14 protein-coding genes and 1 pseudogene are annotated in these 17,876 nt (G+C 71.6%); 11 read left to right on the forward strand and 4 right to left on the reverse strand.

The window, feature by feature from the left end; all coding sequences use genetic code 11:
• Window positions 1–9 precede the first annotated feature (9 nt).
• Complete coding sequence (locus ABZW10_RS13445; protein ID WP_355363606.1) at window positions 10–387, reverse strand: hypothetical protein; 378 nt, start codon at window positions 385–387, stop codon at window positions 10–12.
• Window positions 388–526: 139 nt separating this feature from the next.
• Window positions 527–1,591, reverse strand: a complete 1,065-nt coding sequence (locus ABZW10_RS13450; protein ID WP_355363608.1) for an ISL3 family transposase — start codon at window positions 1,589–1,591, stop codon at window positions 527–529.
• Window positions 1,592–2,058: 467 nt separating this feature from the next.
• Here ABZW10_RS13450 and ABZW10_RS13455 point away from each other — a divergent pair, with 467 nt between their 5' ends.
• The 3 genes from ABZW10_RS13455 to ABZW10_RS13465 all read left to right on the forward strand — a co-directional run bounded on the left by ABZW10_RS13455 (window position 2,059) and on the right by ABZW10_RS13465 (window position 5,435).
• Window positions 2,059–2,649: a DUF2975 domain-containing protein gene (locus ABZW10_RS13455; RefSeq protein WP_355363652.1), complete on the forward strand. Its 591-nt coding sequence runs from the start codon at window positions 2,059–2,061 to the stop codon at window positions 2,647–2,649.
• Window positions 2,649–2,897, forward strand: coding sequence for a helix-turn-helix transcriptional regulator (locus ABZW10_RS13460; protein ID WP_355363610.1), 249 nt, complete (start codon window positions 2,649–2,651; stop codon window positions 2,895–2,897). The genes ABZW10_RS13455 and ABZW10_RS13460 overlap by 1 nt, the downstream gene beginning before the upstream one ends.
• A gap of 597 nt (window positions 2,898–3,494) precedes the next feature.
• Entirely contained in the window at window positions 3,495–5,435 is a 1,941-nt protein-coding gene (locus ABZW10_RS13465; RefSeq protein WP_355363612.1) for a CocE/NonD family hydrolase, read from the forward strand.
• A 543-nt stretch (window positions 5,436–5,978) separates the two neighbouring features.
• On the opposite strand, the gene ABZW10_RS13470 is transcribed toward ABZW10_RS13465, so the two are convergent.
• Entirely contained in the window at window positions 5,979–7,277 is a 1,299-nt protein-coding gene (locus ABZW10_RS13470; protein WP_355363614.1) for a DUF4419 domain-containing protein, read from the reverse strand.
• 214 nt (window positions 7,278–7,491) lie between these two features.
• On the opposite strand from ABZW10_RS13470, the gene ABZW10_RS13475 reads away from it, so the two are divergent.
• Entirely contained in the window at window positions 7,492–8,598 is a 1,107-nt protein-coding gene (locus tag ABZW10_RS13475) for a hypothetical protein (RefSeq protein WP_355363616.1), read from the forward strand.
• Window positions 8,599–9,316: 718 nt separating this feature from the next.
• Here ABZW10_RS13475 and ABZW10_RS13480 read toward each other — a convergent pair.
• Window positions 9,317–10,318 carry a LacI family DNA-binding transcriptional regulator gene (locus ABZW10_RS13480; protein WP_355363618.1) on the reverse strand — a complete coding sequence of 334 codons (1,002 nt, stop codon included), beginning with the start codon at window positions 10,316–10,318 and terminating at the stop codon, window positions 9,317–9,319.
• Window positions 10,319–10,514: 196 nt separating this feature from the next.
• Here ABZW10_RS13480 and ABZW10_RS13485 point away from each other — a divergent pair, with 196 nt between their 5' ends.
• The 7 genes and pseudogenes from ABZW10_RS13485 to ABZW10_RS13515 all read left to right on the forward strand — a co-directional run.
• Window positions 10,515–12,149, forward strand: a complete 1,635-nt coding sequence (locus ABZW10_RS13485; RefSeq protein ID WP_355363620.1) for an ABC transporter substrate-binding protein — start codon at window positions 10,515–10,517, stop codon at window positions 12,147–12,149.
• A gap of 124 nt (window positions 12,150–12,273) precedes the next feature.
• Window positions 12,274–13,221: an ABC transporter permease gene (locus ABZW10_RS13490; RefSeq protein WP_355363622.1), complete on the forward strand. Its 948-nt coding sequence runs from the start codon at window positions 12,274–12,276 to the stop codon at window positions 13,219–13,221.
• Window positions 13,218–14,135, forward strand: coding sequence for an ABC transporter permease (locus ABZW10_RS13495; protein ID WP_355363624.1), 918 nt, complete (start codon window positions 13,218–13,220; stop codon window positions 14,133–14,135). Before ABZW10_RS13490 ends, ABZW10_RS13495 begins: the two co-directional genes overlap by 4 nt.
• The gene (locus tag ABZW10_RS13500) at window positions 14,132–15,136 is read left to right on the forward strand and encodes an ABC transporter ATP-binding protein (protein ID WP_355363626.1); all 1,005 of its coding nucleotides are present in this window, start codon (window positions 14,132–14,134) and stop codon (window positions 15,134–15,136) included. The genes ABZW10_RS13495 and ABZW10_RS13500 overlap by 4 nt, the downstream gene beginning before the upstream one ends.
• Complete coding sequence (locus ABZW10_RS13505) at window positions 15,129–15,989, forward strand: ATP-binding cassette domain-containing protein (protein WP_355363628.1); 861 nt, start codon at window positions 15,129–15,131, stop codon at window positions 15,987–15,989. The genes ABZW10_RS13500 and ABZW10_RS13505 overlap by 8 nt, the downstream gene beginning before the upstream one ends.
• Entirely contained in the window at window positions 15,986–17,083 is a 1,098-nt protein-coding gene (locus tag ABZW10_RS13510; RefSeq protein WP_355363630.1) for a C45 family peptidase, read from the forward strand. Before ABZW10_RS13505 ends, ABZW10_RS13510 begins: the two co-directional genes overlap by 4 nt.
• A gap of 325 nt (window positions 17,084–17,408) precedes the next feature.
• Window positions 17,409–17,714: pseudogene (locus ABZW10_RS13515) on the forward strand (protein kinase); the annotation flags it as partial.
• Between the last annotated feature and the right edge of the window lie 162 nt (window positions 17,715–17,876).

Genomic DNA, 17,876 nt, shown 5'->3' on the forward strand with positions numbered 1-17,876 from the left:
AGCCGGTCGCTACGGTTGGCGGCTGGCCGCGACGAGTAGAAGTCGTTTCCGGAGCAGGGGCGGTTTGGCTCGGCCGAACATGCCGCGCTTGAGCGCCTTGAGGTCGTTGACGCGGCCCTCGACCGGGCCGGAGGACCAGTCGGCGCTCATGCCGTAGACGACGGCGTCGAGGTCGGGGAGCAGTCCGGCGGCGAAGCCGGCTGGGCCGCTCTGCTCGTCGGCGCAGACGTCGGCGATCCAGTGCGGCAGCCGTTCTCCCTCGCGGTTGGTCATGATGGCCGCGAAGGTGCGGATGTGGCCGGCGGCGGCCGTGAGCTCGGGCGAACGCACGAGCAGGGCCTTGAGCTGCTGCTGGTCGTCCTCGCGCAGGTGATCGGGGTGGGCCATGATCCAGCGGGTGGCCTGGCGAGGTGAGGGCGGTCGGGCCAGCGGTGGCGTGCTCCCTGCGGCCCGGCGTCCGGGACGCAGGGGGTGGACGTAGTCCCGCAGAGTGCTGTAGCTGCAGCGGGCGCCGCGTTCGCGCAGCTCACCGTGGAGCCTGGACAGGGTTCGTGCAGCCCTCGGCGATCCGTTGCTCGATGTAGGGCCGATACGGGTCGAGCTTGCTGGTCCGGTTCTGCCACTGGCCGTGCAGCATCGCCTCCGGGCTGGCCGCGCGGGCGTATTTGCGGACCGTGTTGCGTCCCAGGCCGAGGCGTCGGGCGATCTCGCGCAGGCTCAAGCCCTGCTCGACCTGGGCACGAACCGCGGCATGGGTGTCGCGGAGCCGGTCGAGGAACTTCCCCTGAGGGTAGGGCTCGGGCGAAGCACCGTCGCCCGTGGCCGCCCCGGTGGCCACGGGCGACGGATCCGGCGGCTCGGGCTCGGGTTCCAGTTCGGGCGATTGGGGTTCGACCAGGTCACGCAGCAGGGCACGATGGCGCGAGACGAGGCGTTCGACGGCCTCGCCGAGGTTGTGCCAGACGTGCCATTTGTCGGCACAGTGCTGGGCGTTCGGGGCGCCTTTGCGCGCGCCGTCGGCGAAGACCGTCGCGCGGTCCCTGCAGATGATCTCGATACCGGGGTGCTCGCGCAGCCACGCCGCAACACTGTCTGCATCCCGGTCAGACAGCAGGTCGAGCGGCTGATGCGTCTCGCAGTCGACCATGATGGTGCCGTACCGGCGGCCCTTCCTGGTGGCGAACTCGTCGATGCCCAGCACCCGCGGGGCTTCCCAGGCCGGGTCCGGCAGCGCCATGACCAGGCGCAGGACGGTCATCCGGCTGACGACGACACCAAGCAGCAGTGCCAGACGCGCCACCGCGCGGGCCGCCAGGACCACGCCCAGCCCCGCGAGCATCCGCTGCAGAACGGGCGTGCGCCGACCGTACCGGCAGGTCAGTCCCTCGACCTGCTCGGCGAAGGTCACCCGTCGGCACCCCGCGTTGTCGCAGAACAACCGACGCACCGACAACTCGATCACCACGCCCCGCCCGCCGCACGGCGCGTCCGCCAAGCGCTGGCCGTACCGGCTGTGCACCCGCTCGGACGGCACCCCGCAGTCAGGGCACGGCACAAGCCTGCCCTCTGGCGTCGACGCTTCGATCGCCACGAGGCCGTCACGCACCTCTATGGACTCGACCCGCGTCCCCAAGAGATGCGGGAGCAGAAAGAAGATCTCCTCACACGCGGTCAGCATCCACCCGGAAATGACGGAGCGTCACCGGCGCACGGAAGCACGATCGGCTTCACGAAATCCGTGCCTGAACCAATAGAACCCGTTAAAGACACGCCGTACCAGGATGTCGACGGCCCGGCCGGTATCCTCCCGTCCTTGAGGCCCGCCCGTACCCGATCGACCTGATCGCCGACGCCGCCGAGCGCCTTGAGTGCGACATCGCCGAGGCGCTGCGCGCAGACCGGGACAACCCGGTACCGCGCGGTTGGGTGTACGCGATCCAGAGCGCCCCGGTGCCCCCGACCTGCGTGGTGGCGGTGTGCCCGGGGTTCCTGACTGGGCTTGTCGATTATCGATATGGTCGGGTATCGTCGAACATATCGAAAATCGATGTGTGGAGGGTGGAGTTGGACACACGGCTGACGAAGGTGCTGGCGTCGGTGACGTTCGTGCTGGCGGTGCTGTGCGGGCTGGCGTTCCTCGGGACGGGGGCCGTGCGCATGCTCGACGACGGGGCGGTGTGCGTGCAGACGGGCTTCTGGGCCAATGCCTCACTGGCCGGTGACCTGCCGGTGCGTGAGGGTGTGGACGCGGCCAGCAGTGCCTCGCGTCTGTGCCAGGGGAATCCGTCGGTGGGGCAGCGCGCCGCCGACCTCGGGGGTGAACTGCCGTGGCTGCTGTTCGGCGCGATGGCGCTGCTGTTGTTCTCCCGACTCATGAAGGCGGTACTGTCCCGTGGGCCGTTCACCGTCGAGGTCGCGCGGCTGCTGACTGTTGTGGGCTGGTTCGTCACGGTAGGCGCGGTGGTGGCCGGACTGGTCGCGGGCTGGTCGCAGTCCTGGCTCGTGGGGAGCATGGCGCCGATCGTCGGGGCCGGGCCGGCGCTCTCCGGTCCGCTGGTGCTGGTCCTCGCGGGCCTGGCCGCGGTGGTCATGGGGCGGATCATGCGTGAGGGTGTGCGTATGCGGGAGGACCTCGAAGGGACGATCTGATGCCTGAAGAGGAACCCCATGCGATCCGTATCCACCTGGACCGTCTCCTGGCCGAGCGCGGCATGACGTTGACCGAGCTGTCCGCGCAGGTCGGTATCACGGTCGTCAACCTGTCCGTCCTCAAGAACGACAGGGCCAAGGCCATCCGTTTCTCGACCCTGTCGAAGCTCTGCGCGGCCCTGGACTGCCAGCCCGGAGACCTCATCACCCACGACCCCGCCGCCCCGGACACGGACGCAGGGCACTGACATACCCCCCGGTCCGGGTTCGGACACGGTGTCGTGCCGGCTCTCGGACGGCCCGCGGGTCGGCCCCGGGCCGTCCTGGGGTTGGTGCAGGCCTGGGACTCCCCTGCACCACCGACCCGTCTCAACGGAGTGTGACCGGCGTTGGCATCGCATAGATCGAGACGCACTGCTGAACACGCTGACGCTGCGGGCCGCCGATCGGAGTCATCTGCCAATCGGTCGAGATCACTTGTCGGGCGATAGCGAGTACAACGCCCACGAGAGCCGCCTTGCCGGTGCCGTGACCGGGCCGCAGGCGTGCCACGAGCGGTTCGGTGTTGAGGGCGGCACCGGCGTGGTCGGTTTCTGGCGACGGCCGGGCCGGGCCGGCGGTGATGTCGCTCCGATGGCGTGGCGGCTTCACCGCCTGGCCGGATCCGGAGCCGGGGGGCCGGACTCAGGGAGAACCCTGAGGGAGCCCGAGCTGTGTCAGGGATCTTCCGGGGGTGGTGGCCATGGCGGCTCGTCGCCGGTCCGTGGTCCTATCGAGTCGAGGGGGACGAGCCAGGAACTCCGTCGTATCAGGAGAGGCCAGGCCATCGGATGAATCGTCGTACCGTGCACCGGACCAGCGGTGCCACCGCCACACCCACCGCCACACCCACTGCCACGTCTGCCGTCGCGCCGTCTCGCCGCCGTCTCGCCGCGGTGCTCGCGGCCACCGCCGCGCTCACGCTCGCCGCCGTCCCCGGCCCCGCCGCAGCCGCCGCCGCCGCCGGCGGTGGCGTGTCGCGGGAGGGTGCGGATCCTCAACTCCAGTCGCGGTACGTCACCATGCCGGACGGTGTGCGTATCGCCGTCGATGTCTACGTCCCCGCCGGTACGGCTCCCGGCGCTGTTCTGCCGACCGTGCTGTCCGTGCAGCGTTACTGGCGTGCGCGCGCGCAGGCCGGCGACAGCGGCGGCATCACTGAAGCCGCCCGCCGCTGGACCGCCCGCGGTTACGCCTACGTCACCGCCGACCTGCGTGGTACGGGTGCCTCTTTCGGGACCCTGACCTCAGAGCCCAGCGACGAGGCCGCCGCCGACGCCGGCCCGCTCAGCGACTGGATCGCCGCCCAGCCGTGGTCCAACGGTCGGGTCGGCACCACCGGCGACTCCTACGGCGGCGACACCGCCATGCTCGCGGCTTCCCTCGGCAACCACCACATCGCCGCCGCCGCGCCGATCTCCTACGACTTCGACTCCTACGAGGACCTGGCGCGCCCCGGCGGCCTGCTCATCGAACCCCGGCTCGGACCGTACGCGCTGATGATGCGCATCCTCGACGGGACCGGCGGCATCACCTGCGAAACCGACGAGGAGACCCGCAAGATCTGCGACCGCGCCGGACTGCACGGCGTCACCCCCCGTCCGGTGGACGGCCCGGACGGTCCCGCGCTGCTGGCCGCCGCGCGGGCCGAGCATGTCGGCAACGTCAACCAGGTCGATATGGCGCGTGCCGGTACCCACCGTGACTACCGGGACGGGCTGACGGCCTGGAAGACCGGCAGTATCGCCGAACGCACCGAGGCCATCGAGGCGGGCGGCGTGCCGGTGTTCACCATGGCGGGCTGGCTCGACGCGGGTACCGCCAACGGCGTGCTCTCCCAGTTCAGCGCCCTGTCCAACACGCAGGACGACTGGATCGGCCCGTGGAACCACAGCGCGACGTGGTTCGCGGACCCGTTCCGCCCGGCCCGCGCGTTCACCTCCGCCGAACGCCGCGACAACGAACAGCGCATCGTCGCCTTCTTCGACCACTACGTGCGCGACGGAGCCCGCCCGGACGGCCGCCGCCGGGTGCACTACTACACCTTCAACGAGGGCACCTGGCGCACCACCGACCGCTGGCCGGTGGCCGGCACCCGCACCCGTCGGCTCCACCTCGGCCAGGACCACACCCTCGACCGCCGCCGCCCGGATCGTGCCGGCACCGACCGGCTGGTCCTCGACCCGAGCGCCGGCACCGGGGAGTTCGACCGCTGGAACACCAACCTCGGCGGCGAGCAGGTCAGCTACCCCGACCGTGCCGCCGTGGACGCCAAGTTGCTCAGCTACACCACCGCCCCGCTGACCGAGGACACCCGGGTCACCGGCAACGGCAAGGTCACCCTCGACGTGACCGGCCTGGCGGGCTCCGAGCGGGGCGCGTTGCACGTCTATCTGGAGCACGTTGCCCCCGACGGCCGTGTCACCTACCTCACCGAAGGCCAACTCGCCCTCACCGAAAGGGCTGTGGCCGACCGGGACGACAACCCCGACTGGCGCCGGCTGCGCACGCCCCGCACCTACGCCGCCGCCGACTCCGCGCCCTTCCCGCAGGGCCGCGCCCAGCGGGTGGTGATCGACCTGCAGCCGGTCTCGGCGCTGTTCCGCGCGGGCGACCGGATCCGCCTGAGCGTCGCCGCCGCCAACCCCGACTCCTTCGAACTGCTCCCGGCCGACGGGCGGGCCGCCTACCTGATCGGCCACGGCGGCGGGCGGGCCTCGACACTGGACCTGCCGGTGGTCGGCTGACCCCTACCGGACACCCGCCCCCGCCCGGCGCGGACCGTCGGGGGCGTCGGGCAGCCTCGACGATGCCCGGCGCGCGCTGGAGCGGGCCTTCCCCGGTCGGGCGGCGGCGATCCGGGGCCAGGCCGGCCAGGACCCGGTGTGGGAACAGGGCCACGACTACCCGCTGGAGAGCGCTCTCCAAGCCCTGGGCCGGCCCGACTTCCAGGTCTACGAGGCTGGTGCCGCGCGGGGGCGCACCGCCTTCGGTACCGCCGGCCGGGCCTGCCCCCGACGCGGACGACCCCGGCCGCACGGTCGTCCGCGACAACAGCGGGTGCTGAGCGCCACGAGGTCGCGGTCGCGTGCGGCTTTCCACTGGCGCCGCGCCCAGGGGATTCGGTGGTCGCTCCTTCAGGCGGGCTGTGACGTCTTTCGGACGCTGCTCGGCCTGCTGCTCGGCCTGCTGCTCTCTGCTGGTGTCGGCGATGGCGGGAAGGTCCCCGAACGGCTGCGGGGAGGACAGTTGACGGGCGGGTGCCAAGACCCGCCGAGGGACAGTCGTTGTCAGCGCGGGAGCGCCCGGAGGGCGGAGCCGAGGTCGCTGCCGGAAGGGCGCGTCGCGATGAACTCCGGTTCGGAGAGGTGGCCCGGATACCAGAGGCCGTCGGCTTCCACCACGGCGTGGTCGCCGAAGGAGATCGCCCGGGTGGCGGACAGCTGGTGGCTGAAGTCCGCGGAGAAGGCGGTCAACTGGTCGGTGGGGAGGAGGGTGGCGTTCGTGCGGCCGGTGAAGGCGTTGATGTCGGTGATGGTCCAGGACTCGGGCAGAGGGCGGTCGGTGAGTTCGAGGACGGCGAAACCCAGACGCGGGCGGATCCAGTCGCCGTCGCGTTCGATGCCGAGTACTCCGCCGAGGAAGATCATCGAGCGGATCCCGTCCGGCCGCTGCCACCTGTACGGGACACGGGAGAGGTGGGACGGGAACCGGCCGTCGTGGATGACGTCGCTGATGGCCGGCTGTGGGCCGTCGGCGAAGTAGTCGTGGGCGAAGAAGGCGGTGATCCAGCCGGTGACCCGCGCGCCGCCGGAGGCGGACCGCCACTTGTAGATCGACCGCCAGAAGTCCTGGTCGACCGGCTCGCCGGAGGCCGTGGCGGCGATGGTGGCGAGCACCGGTCGCAGGTTCCGCAGCCACGGCCGCAGACCCGCGAACCGTCCCTCCAGCTCGCGGACCCGGACGGTCAGCCGATGCCAGTCCTGGGCGGTGCCCTCCAGCCGAATCCTGGGAATGCCGCAGAGCGAATGCCAGCGGAAGTCGTAGTAGGGGCTGACCACGTCCATCAGCGCGACCAGGGTCGCGGAGGCATCCACGGGCGTGGTGGTGGAGAACGTCGGCTGGAGAAGGTCTGCGACATCGTCGCCGATCCGCTCCCGGAGAGGCCGCTGGATCAAGTGGAGTGACTGTTGCCAGTCGGGTTCGTGCAGCAGCGAGTTGTCGCGGACGGTGATGAGCTGCTTCTCACCCGGGGTGTCGGTGAAGAGTTCGGCATAGGTGTCACTGTTCAGCCGGACATGGGTGGCGACCTCGTGGACCACCGTGTACCACAGCAGGTCGGGGGAGAGGCTCAGCGGCAGGTGGGCGCAGAAGCACAGGTGCAGCGCGCGCAGCAGCAGGCTGGAGCCGGATGCGTCCCGCTTGTCCGGCGGGGACCCGAGCAGGGCGCCGGTGGACCGGTGATGCACGGTGAAGCCCTCGCGGACCACCGTACGCAGGAAGCCGTCGTTGCCGAGGTCGGTGAGCGTGGCGGCGAGTTCGGCTGCCTCCTCGGTGTCGTCCAGCGGCAGGTCGAAGTCGACGGCCATCTCTCATCCCCCAGAAAACGTGATCGAGCCCGTCGCCCGGACTGTGGAAGGCGGGTCCGATAGTAGTACGGGGAGTATCGGCCAGCGGCAGGATGTCCTCCTCGCCGTCGATGCCTGGCGCACCCTGCCCGCATCCCGCACGGCGGATCAAAAACGCGTTGGCCGGTCCGTCGTGGAGCTGCGATGATCCCCGCGTCTCTGCAGCGGAGGACATGTGTTCGTCTTTGTGTGTGCTGGGTGTGGCGCCAGACTGACCGAGCCGCTGTCCCAGGTAGAGCTGCCGGCCCACGCCCATCAGAGGTACGGGAACGGGATTCAGCTCCCGGTTCTCATGGAGCGGGGCACGTTCGCCGTGGAACCGGAGCCCTGGGGGCACCCGTGGCGGAGGTGGGAGGAGACCGATCCGGACGAGGCGGCAGCGCGGGGCATCTACGCTCCGGTCCACGCCTTGTCCGAGGGCCCGTCCGGCACCATCGTCATCGCACCGGGGGACACCTGCGGCACCGTGCTCGTTCCGGAGCGAGCCGGCGGCTACTGCTGTGGCCTCGACTGGGGTGACGGTCCCAACATGGCTTGCGAGGCGTGCGGCCTGCCCGTGGCGAACCGCATCGACGACTGCTCGCTCTGGCAGGCGGTCTGGCTCGCGCCGGACGCCGTGCACCGCCTGCCCGTCGACGACGCCGACATCGCGATCCTCTCCTGGGCGGAACTATTGGTGGAGGGGAAGGCCACACCCCCGAGCGTGCCGATCACGAGATGGGGCTCGAGGCTCGGGCTGGACCACTGGTGGTCATGGAACCCGCTGTGGGAAGCGGCAGCCGGCCGGGCGCTGGCCCACCTGCTGGCCGCCTCGGACGGCCGGCCGGTGACCGTCCCGCACGGTCTGATCGCGGAAGTGTTCCAACGTGCCCTCGACGCCCTGCTGCCCGCGGTCCAGCCGGCGCGGCGCGCCGTCCTGGACGGACCCGGACTGCCCGCCCCCGATACGGATGCCGACATGGTCATCGTGCCGACCCACCCGCAGACGGGGGAACTCTGGAGCCCGGCCGGCCCGGTGGCATCGGCCTGCTCGGTGCCGCTGCCGTTCGGGGTGTGGATGTGGATGGCCTTCCCCGAGCCACACCTCCTCCTCCCCGTGTCAGGCACCATGCCTGACGGCGTTCTCCGCGACGACCCGCCCGCGCCGCGTCCCCATCACCTGTTCCGAGCCGACTGGGGAACCTTCCAGCACACGCTGGTCCGGTTGCCGGCCGCCCGCAGACCGTGGCTGCGCGAGGTCCTGGAGAACCTCACGCAACACATGCGCGCCGGCCTCTTCTAGCCGACTGGCAGGGAACACCGGTACTCCCTCTTCGGGACTGCCGTTGATCGGAATGGCGGCAGCCGGGAGTTGGTCACCCGGCGGGGTGAGCAACTCCCGGCCTTCGCCAGGCCCCCGCAAGTCACTGCCCGGCAATGCCACCGGCCGCCCAGGCCGCTCCACTCCGTGCTCGGCGAGCTGTGCGGGCCGACCCCGGGCGGGTCGGGAGGATCCCGCCGGGAGGCCTCCGGCCCGGGGCCCCGCGCGCCCCCCGGGGCATCCGGCGCCCGGTACCCGGCGCGGGCCGCGTCCGGTGCCCCTGCGCTGGGCTGTCGTACCGGATGGGTGCCTCTGTTCGCGGGAGCAGGGCTGCCTTCACGGCCCGCACCCGCGGTCCGGCCGTGGCCCCGGTGGGGGTGTCGACGGGGACAGCGGCGGGCAGTGGCACGCGTTCGCTACGCTGCCTCGTGCCGGCCGGGCTCCGCGTGCCCCGCCCGGTCGCACTGATCCGCTCGTGCGGCGGGCACGGCCGGGACCGCGGCCGGGCCGGGCCGGTCCTGGTCGTGGCGGTCGTCGGCCGCCCCCGGAGTCGACCGGCGGCGCACCCGGACGACGGCCGGCCGACGCTGCGGCCCCGTCAGCGGCGCCCCGCCGCCTTCCCGACGCCATTCCTGCGTGAGGACGGGTGGATCCGCGGCGGTGGCCGGTTGCGTGGGAGGGCCGGAGGCGGGGGTGGTGGTCAGTGCGGGCGGGCGGTGGACTGGCGTTCGTGCAGAGTCGCGGGCACGATCCTCGGTGCTGCCGATCCCGGCTCGCCGGCGAGGCGTTGGAGCAGGAGTTCCATGGCGAGTCTGCCGGTGGCCTCGGGGGAGAGGTCGAGGGCGGTGATGGCGGGGGAGGCGAACCGGGTCTGTTCGCTGTCCGATCCCGCGGCGATGAGGAGGCGGCCGGGAATGTCCCAGCCGAGGGCGATCGCGGTGCGGGCGATGCTGGCGGCGTGGCGGCCGGTGCTGGCGAAGACGGCGTCCGGGGGGTTGGGGCGGGACAGCAGCAGTGTGCCGATCTCGGCGCCGGCCGTCTCACCGCGTTTTTCGGGGACCCGTTCCAGGATCGGTTCCTGGCCGTGTTCGTGGGCCCATGACAGGTAGGCCTCGACCGTGTCGTGGTTCCAGGCGTTGTCGTCCGTGCCCGCGACGACGGCGATCCGGCGGGCGCCGCGTTCGCGGAGCAGGTCTAGTACGCGCCGGGTCTCGGCGCGGTTGTCCGTGTCGGTCCACCAGATGTGTTCGGGGCGGGCGGGGTCGCGGCCGGTGGAGACCACGGGCAGCCCCCGGTCGAGGAGTTCGGCCAGGACCGGGTCGCCGACGAACGGGTCGACGACGATACCGCCGTCCAGGTTCATGGCGGCGGGGACGGACCGGCGCGTGAGGTCGGGGACGAGCATGAGTCCGAAGCCGTGGTCGAGCGCCGAGGTCGCGGCGGCTCCGGCCAGCCGGACGAAGTAGTCCACGCCCTGCAGGGTGTAGCCGATGGCGTCCAGCGGGCGGATGGCCAGCGCGATCACCCCCGTGCGGCCGCCGCGCAGACTCTGGGCGATGGGGTTGGCCTGGTAGCGCAGTTCGGCGGCGGTGCGCAGGATGCGCTCGCGCGTCGCCGCCGCCACCGCGCCCTTTCCGTTGAGCACGTGCGAGACGGTGGTCGCCGACACACCGGCCGCCCGCGCCACGTCGCGGATCGTCACTCTCCCCGACGGAGCCATCACGCGTTGTCCAGCCTTTCCGGATGTTGGCAAAAAGATACCACCAAAACGATTGACCAAAACGTTTTGGTAGGTGAGTCTACCGGTCTGAGTTGTCCACTCCCGCTGGATGCGGACCCCCACGTGCGCCCATCGTGGCGCCGCCGCATGCCCGGGGACAGGCCAGGAAGGACCGGAAGTGCGCAAGAGAGCGTTTGTCGCCGTCGCGATCGCGAGCGTGATCTCGCTGGCCGGGTGCGGAAACCCGGCGCAGTCATCGAGCGCCGACCAGGGCGCGGGCGCGGGAACACGCGTCGACACCCCCTCCGCCAGGGCCGAGGTGGACCGGGTGACCTGGAACGTTCCCTACGGCGAGCCCACCTCGCTGGACCCCCTCAAGTCCTACAACTACCCGGAGAACGAGGTCCTCTCGAACCTCTGCGAAAGCCTGATGCGGATCAACCCCGACTTCTCGGTCACCCCGGGACTGGCCGAGTCGGCGGAGCACCCCACGCCCACCACCTGGGTGTACAACCTGCGCAAGGGCGTGCGGTTCTGGGACGGCCAGGAGATGACGGCCGACGACGTCGTCTTCAGCCTCAAGCGCCACCTGGACCCCGCCGAGGGCTCCTTCTGGGCTGCGGACATGCTCACCGGCAACATCGCGGGCGTCGAGAAGACCGGCGACCTCCAGGTCACCGTCACCCTCAAGACGCCGGACGTGGTCATCAACGACTACATGGCGACCCCGCTGGGCGCCGTCACCCAGGCCGCGTTCACCCAGCAGGCCGGCACCGGGTTCGGCACCCCGGACAAGGGCGTCATGTGTACGGGCCCCTTCCAGCTCAAGTCGTGGGAGAAGGGCTCACAGATCAGGCTGACGCGCAACGACGCGTACTGGGACCAGACGCTCAAGGCGAAGGCCAAGGAGTTCGACTTCCGCTTCATCACGGACCCGGCCACCCTCACCAACGCGCTGAAGACCGGCGAGATCGACGGCACCTACGACGTGCCGACCGACGCCGTCGACCAGCTGTCCAACGCCACCAACGGCACCCTCTACCTGGGCAGGTCCATGCAGATGGTGGCCGTCATCGGCACCGGCGAAGGCCCCTTCGCCGATCCGCGGCTGCGCACCGCCCTGCTGATGGCCACCGACCGCGAGGCCATCGGCAGGACCGTCTTCGCCGGCACCGCCACGCCCCTGCGCTCCGTGGTGCCCCCGGGCAGCTACTCCTACGGGGCCGCCGCGTACGAGAGCGCCTACGACAAGCTGCCGCCCACCACGGTGGACATCGAGGGCGCCAAGAAGCTGGTCGAGGAGGCCGGAAGGCCCAGCGGGCCGATCACCATCGCCTATCCCAGCGAGCGGCGCGTCTACGAGGACCTCCTCGCCGAGGTGCAGAGCGCCGGTAAGAAGATCGGACTGGACGTCCAGCCCAAGGGCGTCCCGAGCGCACGGTACGGCGCCTTCTTCTCCGACGCCGAGGCCCGCAAGGGCTACTCGGGCTTCATGACCACGAACTACTTCGACGTCGCCGAGCCGCTGGCCTTCCTGCGCAACCGCATCGACCCCGGATCCCCCGAGAACTACGACAAGTTCTCCGACCCCGAGATCACCGCGCTGGTGGGCCAGGCCTCCTCGGAGAGCGACGACACCAAGCGGGCCGAGCTCACCGCCCGGATCGAGACGACGTACATGGCCAAGACGCCGTGGCTGCCCATGGTCGCCCCCTCGACCCGGCTGTTCATGAACAGCCGGATCACCGGAGCACCCGCGTCCTTCGTCTACCTGTACTACCCGTGGGCCGCGTCCGTGGGTTCGGCCAAGTGATCCCGTAGCACGCGGCGCCCGCCACCCTCGCCCCCCCCTCACCCGCTGCCCCTCCACCACGCTCCGCCCGGGGGCGCGGCCCACGCCCGGCCGCGCCCCCGCGACCCCCACACAGGAACAGCCCATGCTCGGATTCCTCGTCCGACGCCTGCTCGGGCTGGCCGCGACCCTGATCGTCGCCAGCTTCCTCGTCTTCGGTGCGCTCTACCTCGCACCGGGCAGGCCGGAGACCTTCCTCACCCAGGGGCGTTCGATCAGCCCCGAGACCCTCGCCTCGATCCGCGCCCAGTACCACCTCGACGACCCGCTCCCGGTGCGCTACTGGGACTGGATCACCGGAGTGCTCCACGGCGACCTCGGCCAGTCCCTGGTGTTCCGCCAGGACGTGGCCGGCCTGCTCGCCCCGCGGGTCGGCTCCACCCTGCTGCTCACGCTGTACGCCGCCGTGCTCATCGTCGTGTTCGGCGTGCTGGCCGGCGTGGTCTCCGGACTGCGCGGCGGCCGGCTCGACACGGTGGCGCTGATCGTCACCAGCACGGGCTTCGCCGTCCCCACCTTCTTCGCCGCCCTGCTGCTCATGGACCTGTTCGCGGTGCAACTCGGCTGGTTCCCCGTGTTCGGATCGGGCGAGGGCCTGACCGACCGGCTCTGGCACCTCACCCTGCCCGCGATCGCGCTCGCCATCCCCTCGGGCGCGGTGGTCGCCCGCATCACCCGCACCGCGATCACCGAGGAGAAGGACTCCGAACACGTCACCACCGCGGTCGGCCGCGGACTGCCGCGCTCCCTGGTGGTGCGTCGGCACGTGCTGCGCAACGCACTCCTGCCGGTGACCACGATCGTCGGCGTCAACATCGCCGCCCTGATCGCCGGCGCCACCGTGGTCGAGAAGGCCTTCGCCCTCGACGGCCTCGGCTCCGCGCTGGTCGACGCGGTCAACCAGAAGGACTTCGCCGTCGTCCAGGCCATCGCGCTCGCGCTGGTGGCCGCCTTCGGCCTGGTCAACCTGGCCGTCGACGTGCTCTACGCATGGCTGGACCCGCGGTTCAAGCTCGGAGGGAAGCGCTCATGAGCGACGACGTCAACACCCTTGGCGCCACCACCGCGACCCCCGCGGCCGAGGACGCCCCGACCGCGCGCACCACCGGCCGCCGCAACCCGCTCCGGCGCCTCGTCGCGCGCGTCGGAATCGCCGGCACCATCGCCGCCGCCGTCATCGCCCTGCTGGCCGCCATCGCGGTCCTCGCCCCCTGGATCGCCCCCTACGACCCGTTGCAGGTCGACCTCGCCGCCACCTATCAGCCCCCCAGCGCGCAGCACCTGCTCGGTACCGACAACTCCGGCCGCGACCTGCTCTCCCGGCTGATCTGGGGCGCCCGGACCAGCCTCCTGGGCCCGTTCATCGTCGTCACCGTCACCGCGGTGCTCGGCACCGTCCTGGCCCTGACCGCCGCCTGGTTCGGCGGCCGCGTCGACGACCTCGTCTCCCGCCTGCTCGACCTGCTGTTCGCCTTCCCCAGCCTGCTGCTCGCCATCATCGTGATCGCGCTCTACGACCGCGGACTGCTCCAGGCGTCCCTGGCGCTCGCGGTGGGCTTCACCCCCTACACCGCACGGGTGCTGCGCAGCGTCTCCCTGCGCGAACGCATGCAGCCCTACATCGCCTCCGGAGAGATCCAGGGCTTCTCGGGCTTCGGCATCTGCGTGCGGCAGATCCTGCCCAACATCACCCCCCAGATCCTCACCGGAGCCACCATCAACTTCGGATCCGCCATGATCGAACTCGCCGCGATCTCCTTCCTCGGACTCGGCGTCCAACCGCCCACGGCCGACTGGGGCCTGATGGTCTCCAGCGGCCAGGCCTCCCTGGTCAAGGGCTTCCCCCAGCAGTCCCTCTACGCGGGCCTGATGATCGTCATCACCGTCGCGGCGTTCAGCGTGCTGGGCGAACGCCTCGGCGGACGCAAGGCAGGAGGACGCGCGTGAACCCGCTGCTGCGTCTGGACGCCCTCCACGTGACGCTCGACGTCGACGGTGAGCGCCGCCCCGTCCTGCACGACGTCTCGCTCGACGTCGCCGCGGGCGAGGCCGTCGGCCTGGTCGGCGAATCCGGCTCCGGCAAGTCGATGACGGTGCGCTCCATCCTGCGCGTGCTCCCGCGCGGCGCCGAGACCTCGGGGCGCATCGACTTCGACGGCACCGACGTCCTGTCCATGCCCGCCAAGGACCTGCGCAGGCTGCGCTCCCACGATCTCGCGGTGATCCACCAGGACCCGCGCGCCGCCATCAACCCCGTGTCGAGCGTGGGCGACTTCCTCGTGGAGGCACTGGTCGCCAACCACCGGGAGAATCCCCGCCGGGCCCGCACCCGCGTCCAGGGCATCCTGTCCGACGTCGGCATCCCCGACGCCGCGCGCCGGATGCGCCAGTACCCGCACGAACTGTCCGGCGGGCTGCTGCAACGCGTCGTCATCGCGGCCGCGATCTCCGTCCGCCCCCGGATGATCCTCGCGGACGAGCCCACCACCGCCCTGGACGTGACCACCCAGTCCGAGGTGATGGGCATCCTCGACGAGATGCGCCGCGAACACGGCCTCGCCATGCTGTTCATCACCCACGACCTGGAACTGGCCGGCGCCGTGTGCGACCGCATCGCGGTCATGTACGCGGGCTCGATCGTCGAGGAGAGCGAGCCGCAGGCGCTCGAAGACCACCCCAGACACCCCTACAGCCGGCTCCTGCTGGACTCCCGGCCGCGCATCGACCAGGCCGCCGACCGCCTGGAAGTCATCCCCGGACGGCCGATCTCGGCCTTCGAAGTCGGCCCCGGCTGCGCCCTGGCCCCACGCTGCCCCCACGCCGAGCCGCGGTGCACGGCCACCGTCCCGGCCCTGCGGCCGACCGGCGGGGGACGGGTGAGGTGCCTGCGCAGCGAAGAGATCGAGCCCGTTCTGCGACGTTCCGGCACGGAGGTGCGCGATGCCTGACCACACCCCCGTCGTCGAAGCGGCCGACCTGCGCAAGGTCTTCCGGGTCCGGCGCCCCGAAGGCCGCGGCCACACCGACTTCACCGCCGTGGACGGCGTCGGCTTCCGGGTCCGGGCCGGAGGAGCGCTCGCCATCGTGGGGGAGTCGGGCTCCGGCAAGTCCACGGTCGCGCGGATGCTGGTCGGCCTGGAGACCCCGACCTCCGGCAGCATCACCGTCCTCGGCCGCCCCCGCACACCGGGACGCGCCGGCACGGCCGAACGACGCCGGCGCGGACGCGAGATCCAGATGGTCTTCCAGGACCCCTACGGATCCCTCAACCGGCGCAGGACGGTGCGCGACGCCCTGGGCGAGGTCATCGACCTGCACTTCAAACCCGCCCGCGGCGAACGCGAGGAGCGGATCACCCGCCTGCTGGAGGACGTCGGCCTCGACGAGCGGCAATCGCGCGCGCTGCCCTCCGCGCTGTCGGGCGGGCAGCGCCAGCGGGTCGCCATCGCCCGCGCCCTGGCGGCGGAACCCCAGGTCCTGGTCCTGGACGAAGCGGTCGCCGCCCTCGACGTCTCGATCCAGGCCCAGATCCTCAACCTGCTGGCCGACATCCGCGAACGCACCGGCCTCACCTACCTGTTCATCAGCCACGACCTGTCCGTCGTACGGCAGATCAGCGAGGACGCGATCGTCATGCGCAAGGGCCGGATCGTGGAATCCGGCCCCACCGCCCGCATCCTCGACGACCCGCAGCACCCCTACACCCGGATGCTGCGCCGATCCGTGCCCGGTCCCGGCTGGAAGCCGCGGCGCATGAGCCAGGACGAGCGCCGGGCGCTCGCCATGGAGGAGACATCGTGACCACCCCTACGGTCTTCCGATCGGCCAAGGCGGCCCCCGGCGATCGCGGGCAGCGCCTGGGCAAGGCCTTCCCGGAGCGCATCGGACAGGTCAGCGCCTTCTACGACCGGCTGTTCGCCGCCTCGGGCGCCGCGCCCGAGGACGTCACCGACTGGAGCATGCGGGCCTTCGAGCACATCAGCGCCTGGGCCCCGGACCTGGCCGAGGAGATCGACGGCATGGCGAGCGGCGCGGGACTTCCCCTGTGGCGGATCGCCGCGCTCAACGCCCGGACGGAGATCCTCGGCCGCTTCGGCCGCGCGCAGCACCCGGAGTGCTCCACGCTCGTGTACGCGCCGCACGACGGACGCCCGCCGGTCACCGCGCAGACCTGGGACTGGCACGACGGCATGCGCGACGGCTGGTTCGTCTGGACCATCGAGCACCCGGACGGCCGGGTCGTGCACACGGTGACGGAGTTCGGCATCGTCGGCAAGATCGGCGTCAACACGGCGGGCCTGGGCCTGCACTTCAACATCCTCGGCCACACCTCCGACAAGTCGCCCGCGCCGGCCGGCCCGTGGATACCGGTACACGTCCTGGCACGACACGTGCTCGACACCTGCACAAGCACCTCCGAGGCCGTCGAACTGGCCACCGCCACACCGGTGGCGGCCTCCAGCTCACTGACGTTCGCCGACCACGCGCACGGGCGGAGCACCGCCGCGGCGATCGAACTCAGCCCGGCCGGCTCGGCGCTGCTGCGCCCGCGCGAGGACGGCTTCCTGCTGCGGACCAACCACTTCGTGGAGCGGGCGCTGGCCGGCGGCGAGGCCATGGGAGTCGAGGACCCGGGCACGTACCGGCGGATGGAGGTCCTGCGGCAGCGCACGGCGACCCTCACCCGACCGAACGGTGAGGACCTCGTCGAGGCCCTCACCTGCCACGCGGACGAGGGCGCGGAACTGTGCTGCCACGCCCAGCCGGACGCGGCGCTCGGCAAACGCTGGGAGACGCTCGCCACCGTGTCCCTCGACATCGCCGGGGGAGGACTCGCCGCCCACGCGGGCGGACCCTGCACCTTCCACCTCGCGTCCCGGGCCGAGGTGGCCTGACGCGACACCGGGGGCGGGCCCCGCCAGGTCTCGCCCCCACCGGCCGGACCGCGGCCCCCTTCGGCCCGCCGAAGGGGGCTCTTCCCGTCCGATGACGACGTAGCGAACGCGGATTCGGTCTCGGCTCACCTGACGACCACACAACCGCACGAGATGGGCATGGACGCCGGGGTGTCCGCAGACTTCGCCGACCCTGTCGAAGAGTGCCTCGTTCACGGCCGCGCCGCCGCCGCGCCGACCCGCTCTCGCTTTCCACCGCCGAGCCGGCCCTCACCCGGCTCCACCGTCGGGAAGACGCAGGCGCTCGGCCCGATCGGGGGTGACGGCCTCCGGGCCGTTGCCGGAATATTCGGTGCGTGGCTTGGCATCAGGAGTGTGTCGGGCCTTGGGCGGCATCCACGCCGCCGGGTTGGCCCACCGGGACCTGAAGCCTTCGAACGTCATGGTGACCATCGACGGGCCGAAGGTGGTCGACCTCGGTATCGCGCGCGCTCCGGACTCCGTCGACGGCGGCCTGACGAGTACGGGTGTGGCGATCGGTTCGCCCCCCTTCATGTCACCGGAGCAGATCCGCGGTGAGAGCCTGACTGTGGCGAGCGACGTCTTCTCTCTCGGTGCGGTGCTCGCCTTCCCCTCCTCTGCGCCGTGGGCGGCCCCCGCGGGGGGGCCCCGCCGGGGGGCGGGGGGGGCCCCCGGGCCGGCTGACGGCGCGCACCGACCACCGGTGGCGCAGCGCGGTGAGCAGGACGGCGTCGGCGTGCGTCTGCTCGACCCGCAGGTGGAGTTCGGGGCC

Source organism: Kitasatospora sp. NPDC004723 (genome assembly GCF_040609255.1).
Lineage (GTDB): Bacteria > Actinomycetota > Actinomycetes > Streptomycetales > Streptomycetaceae > Kitasatospora.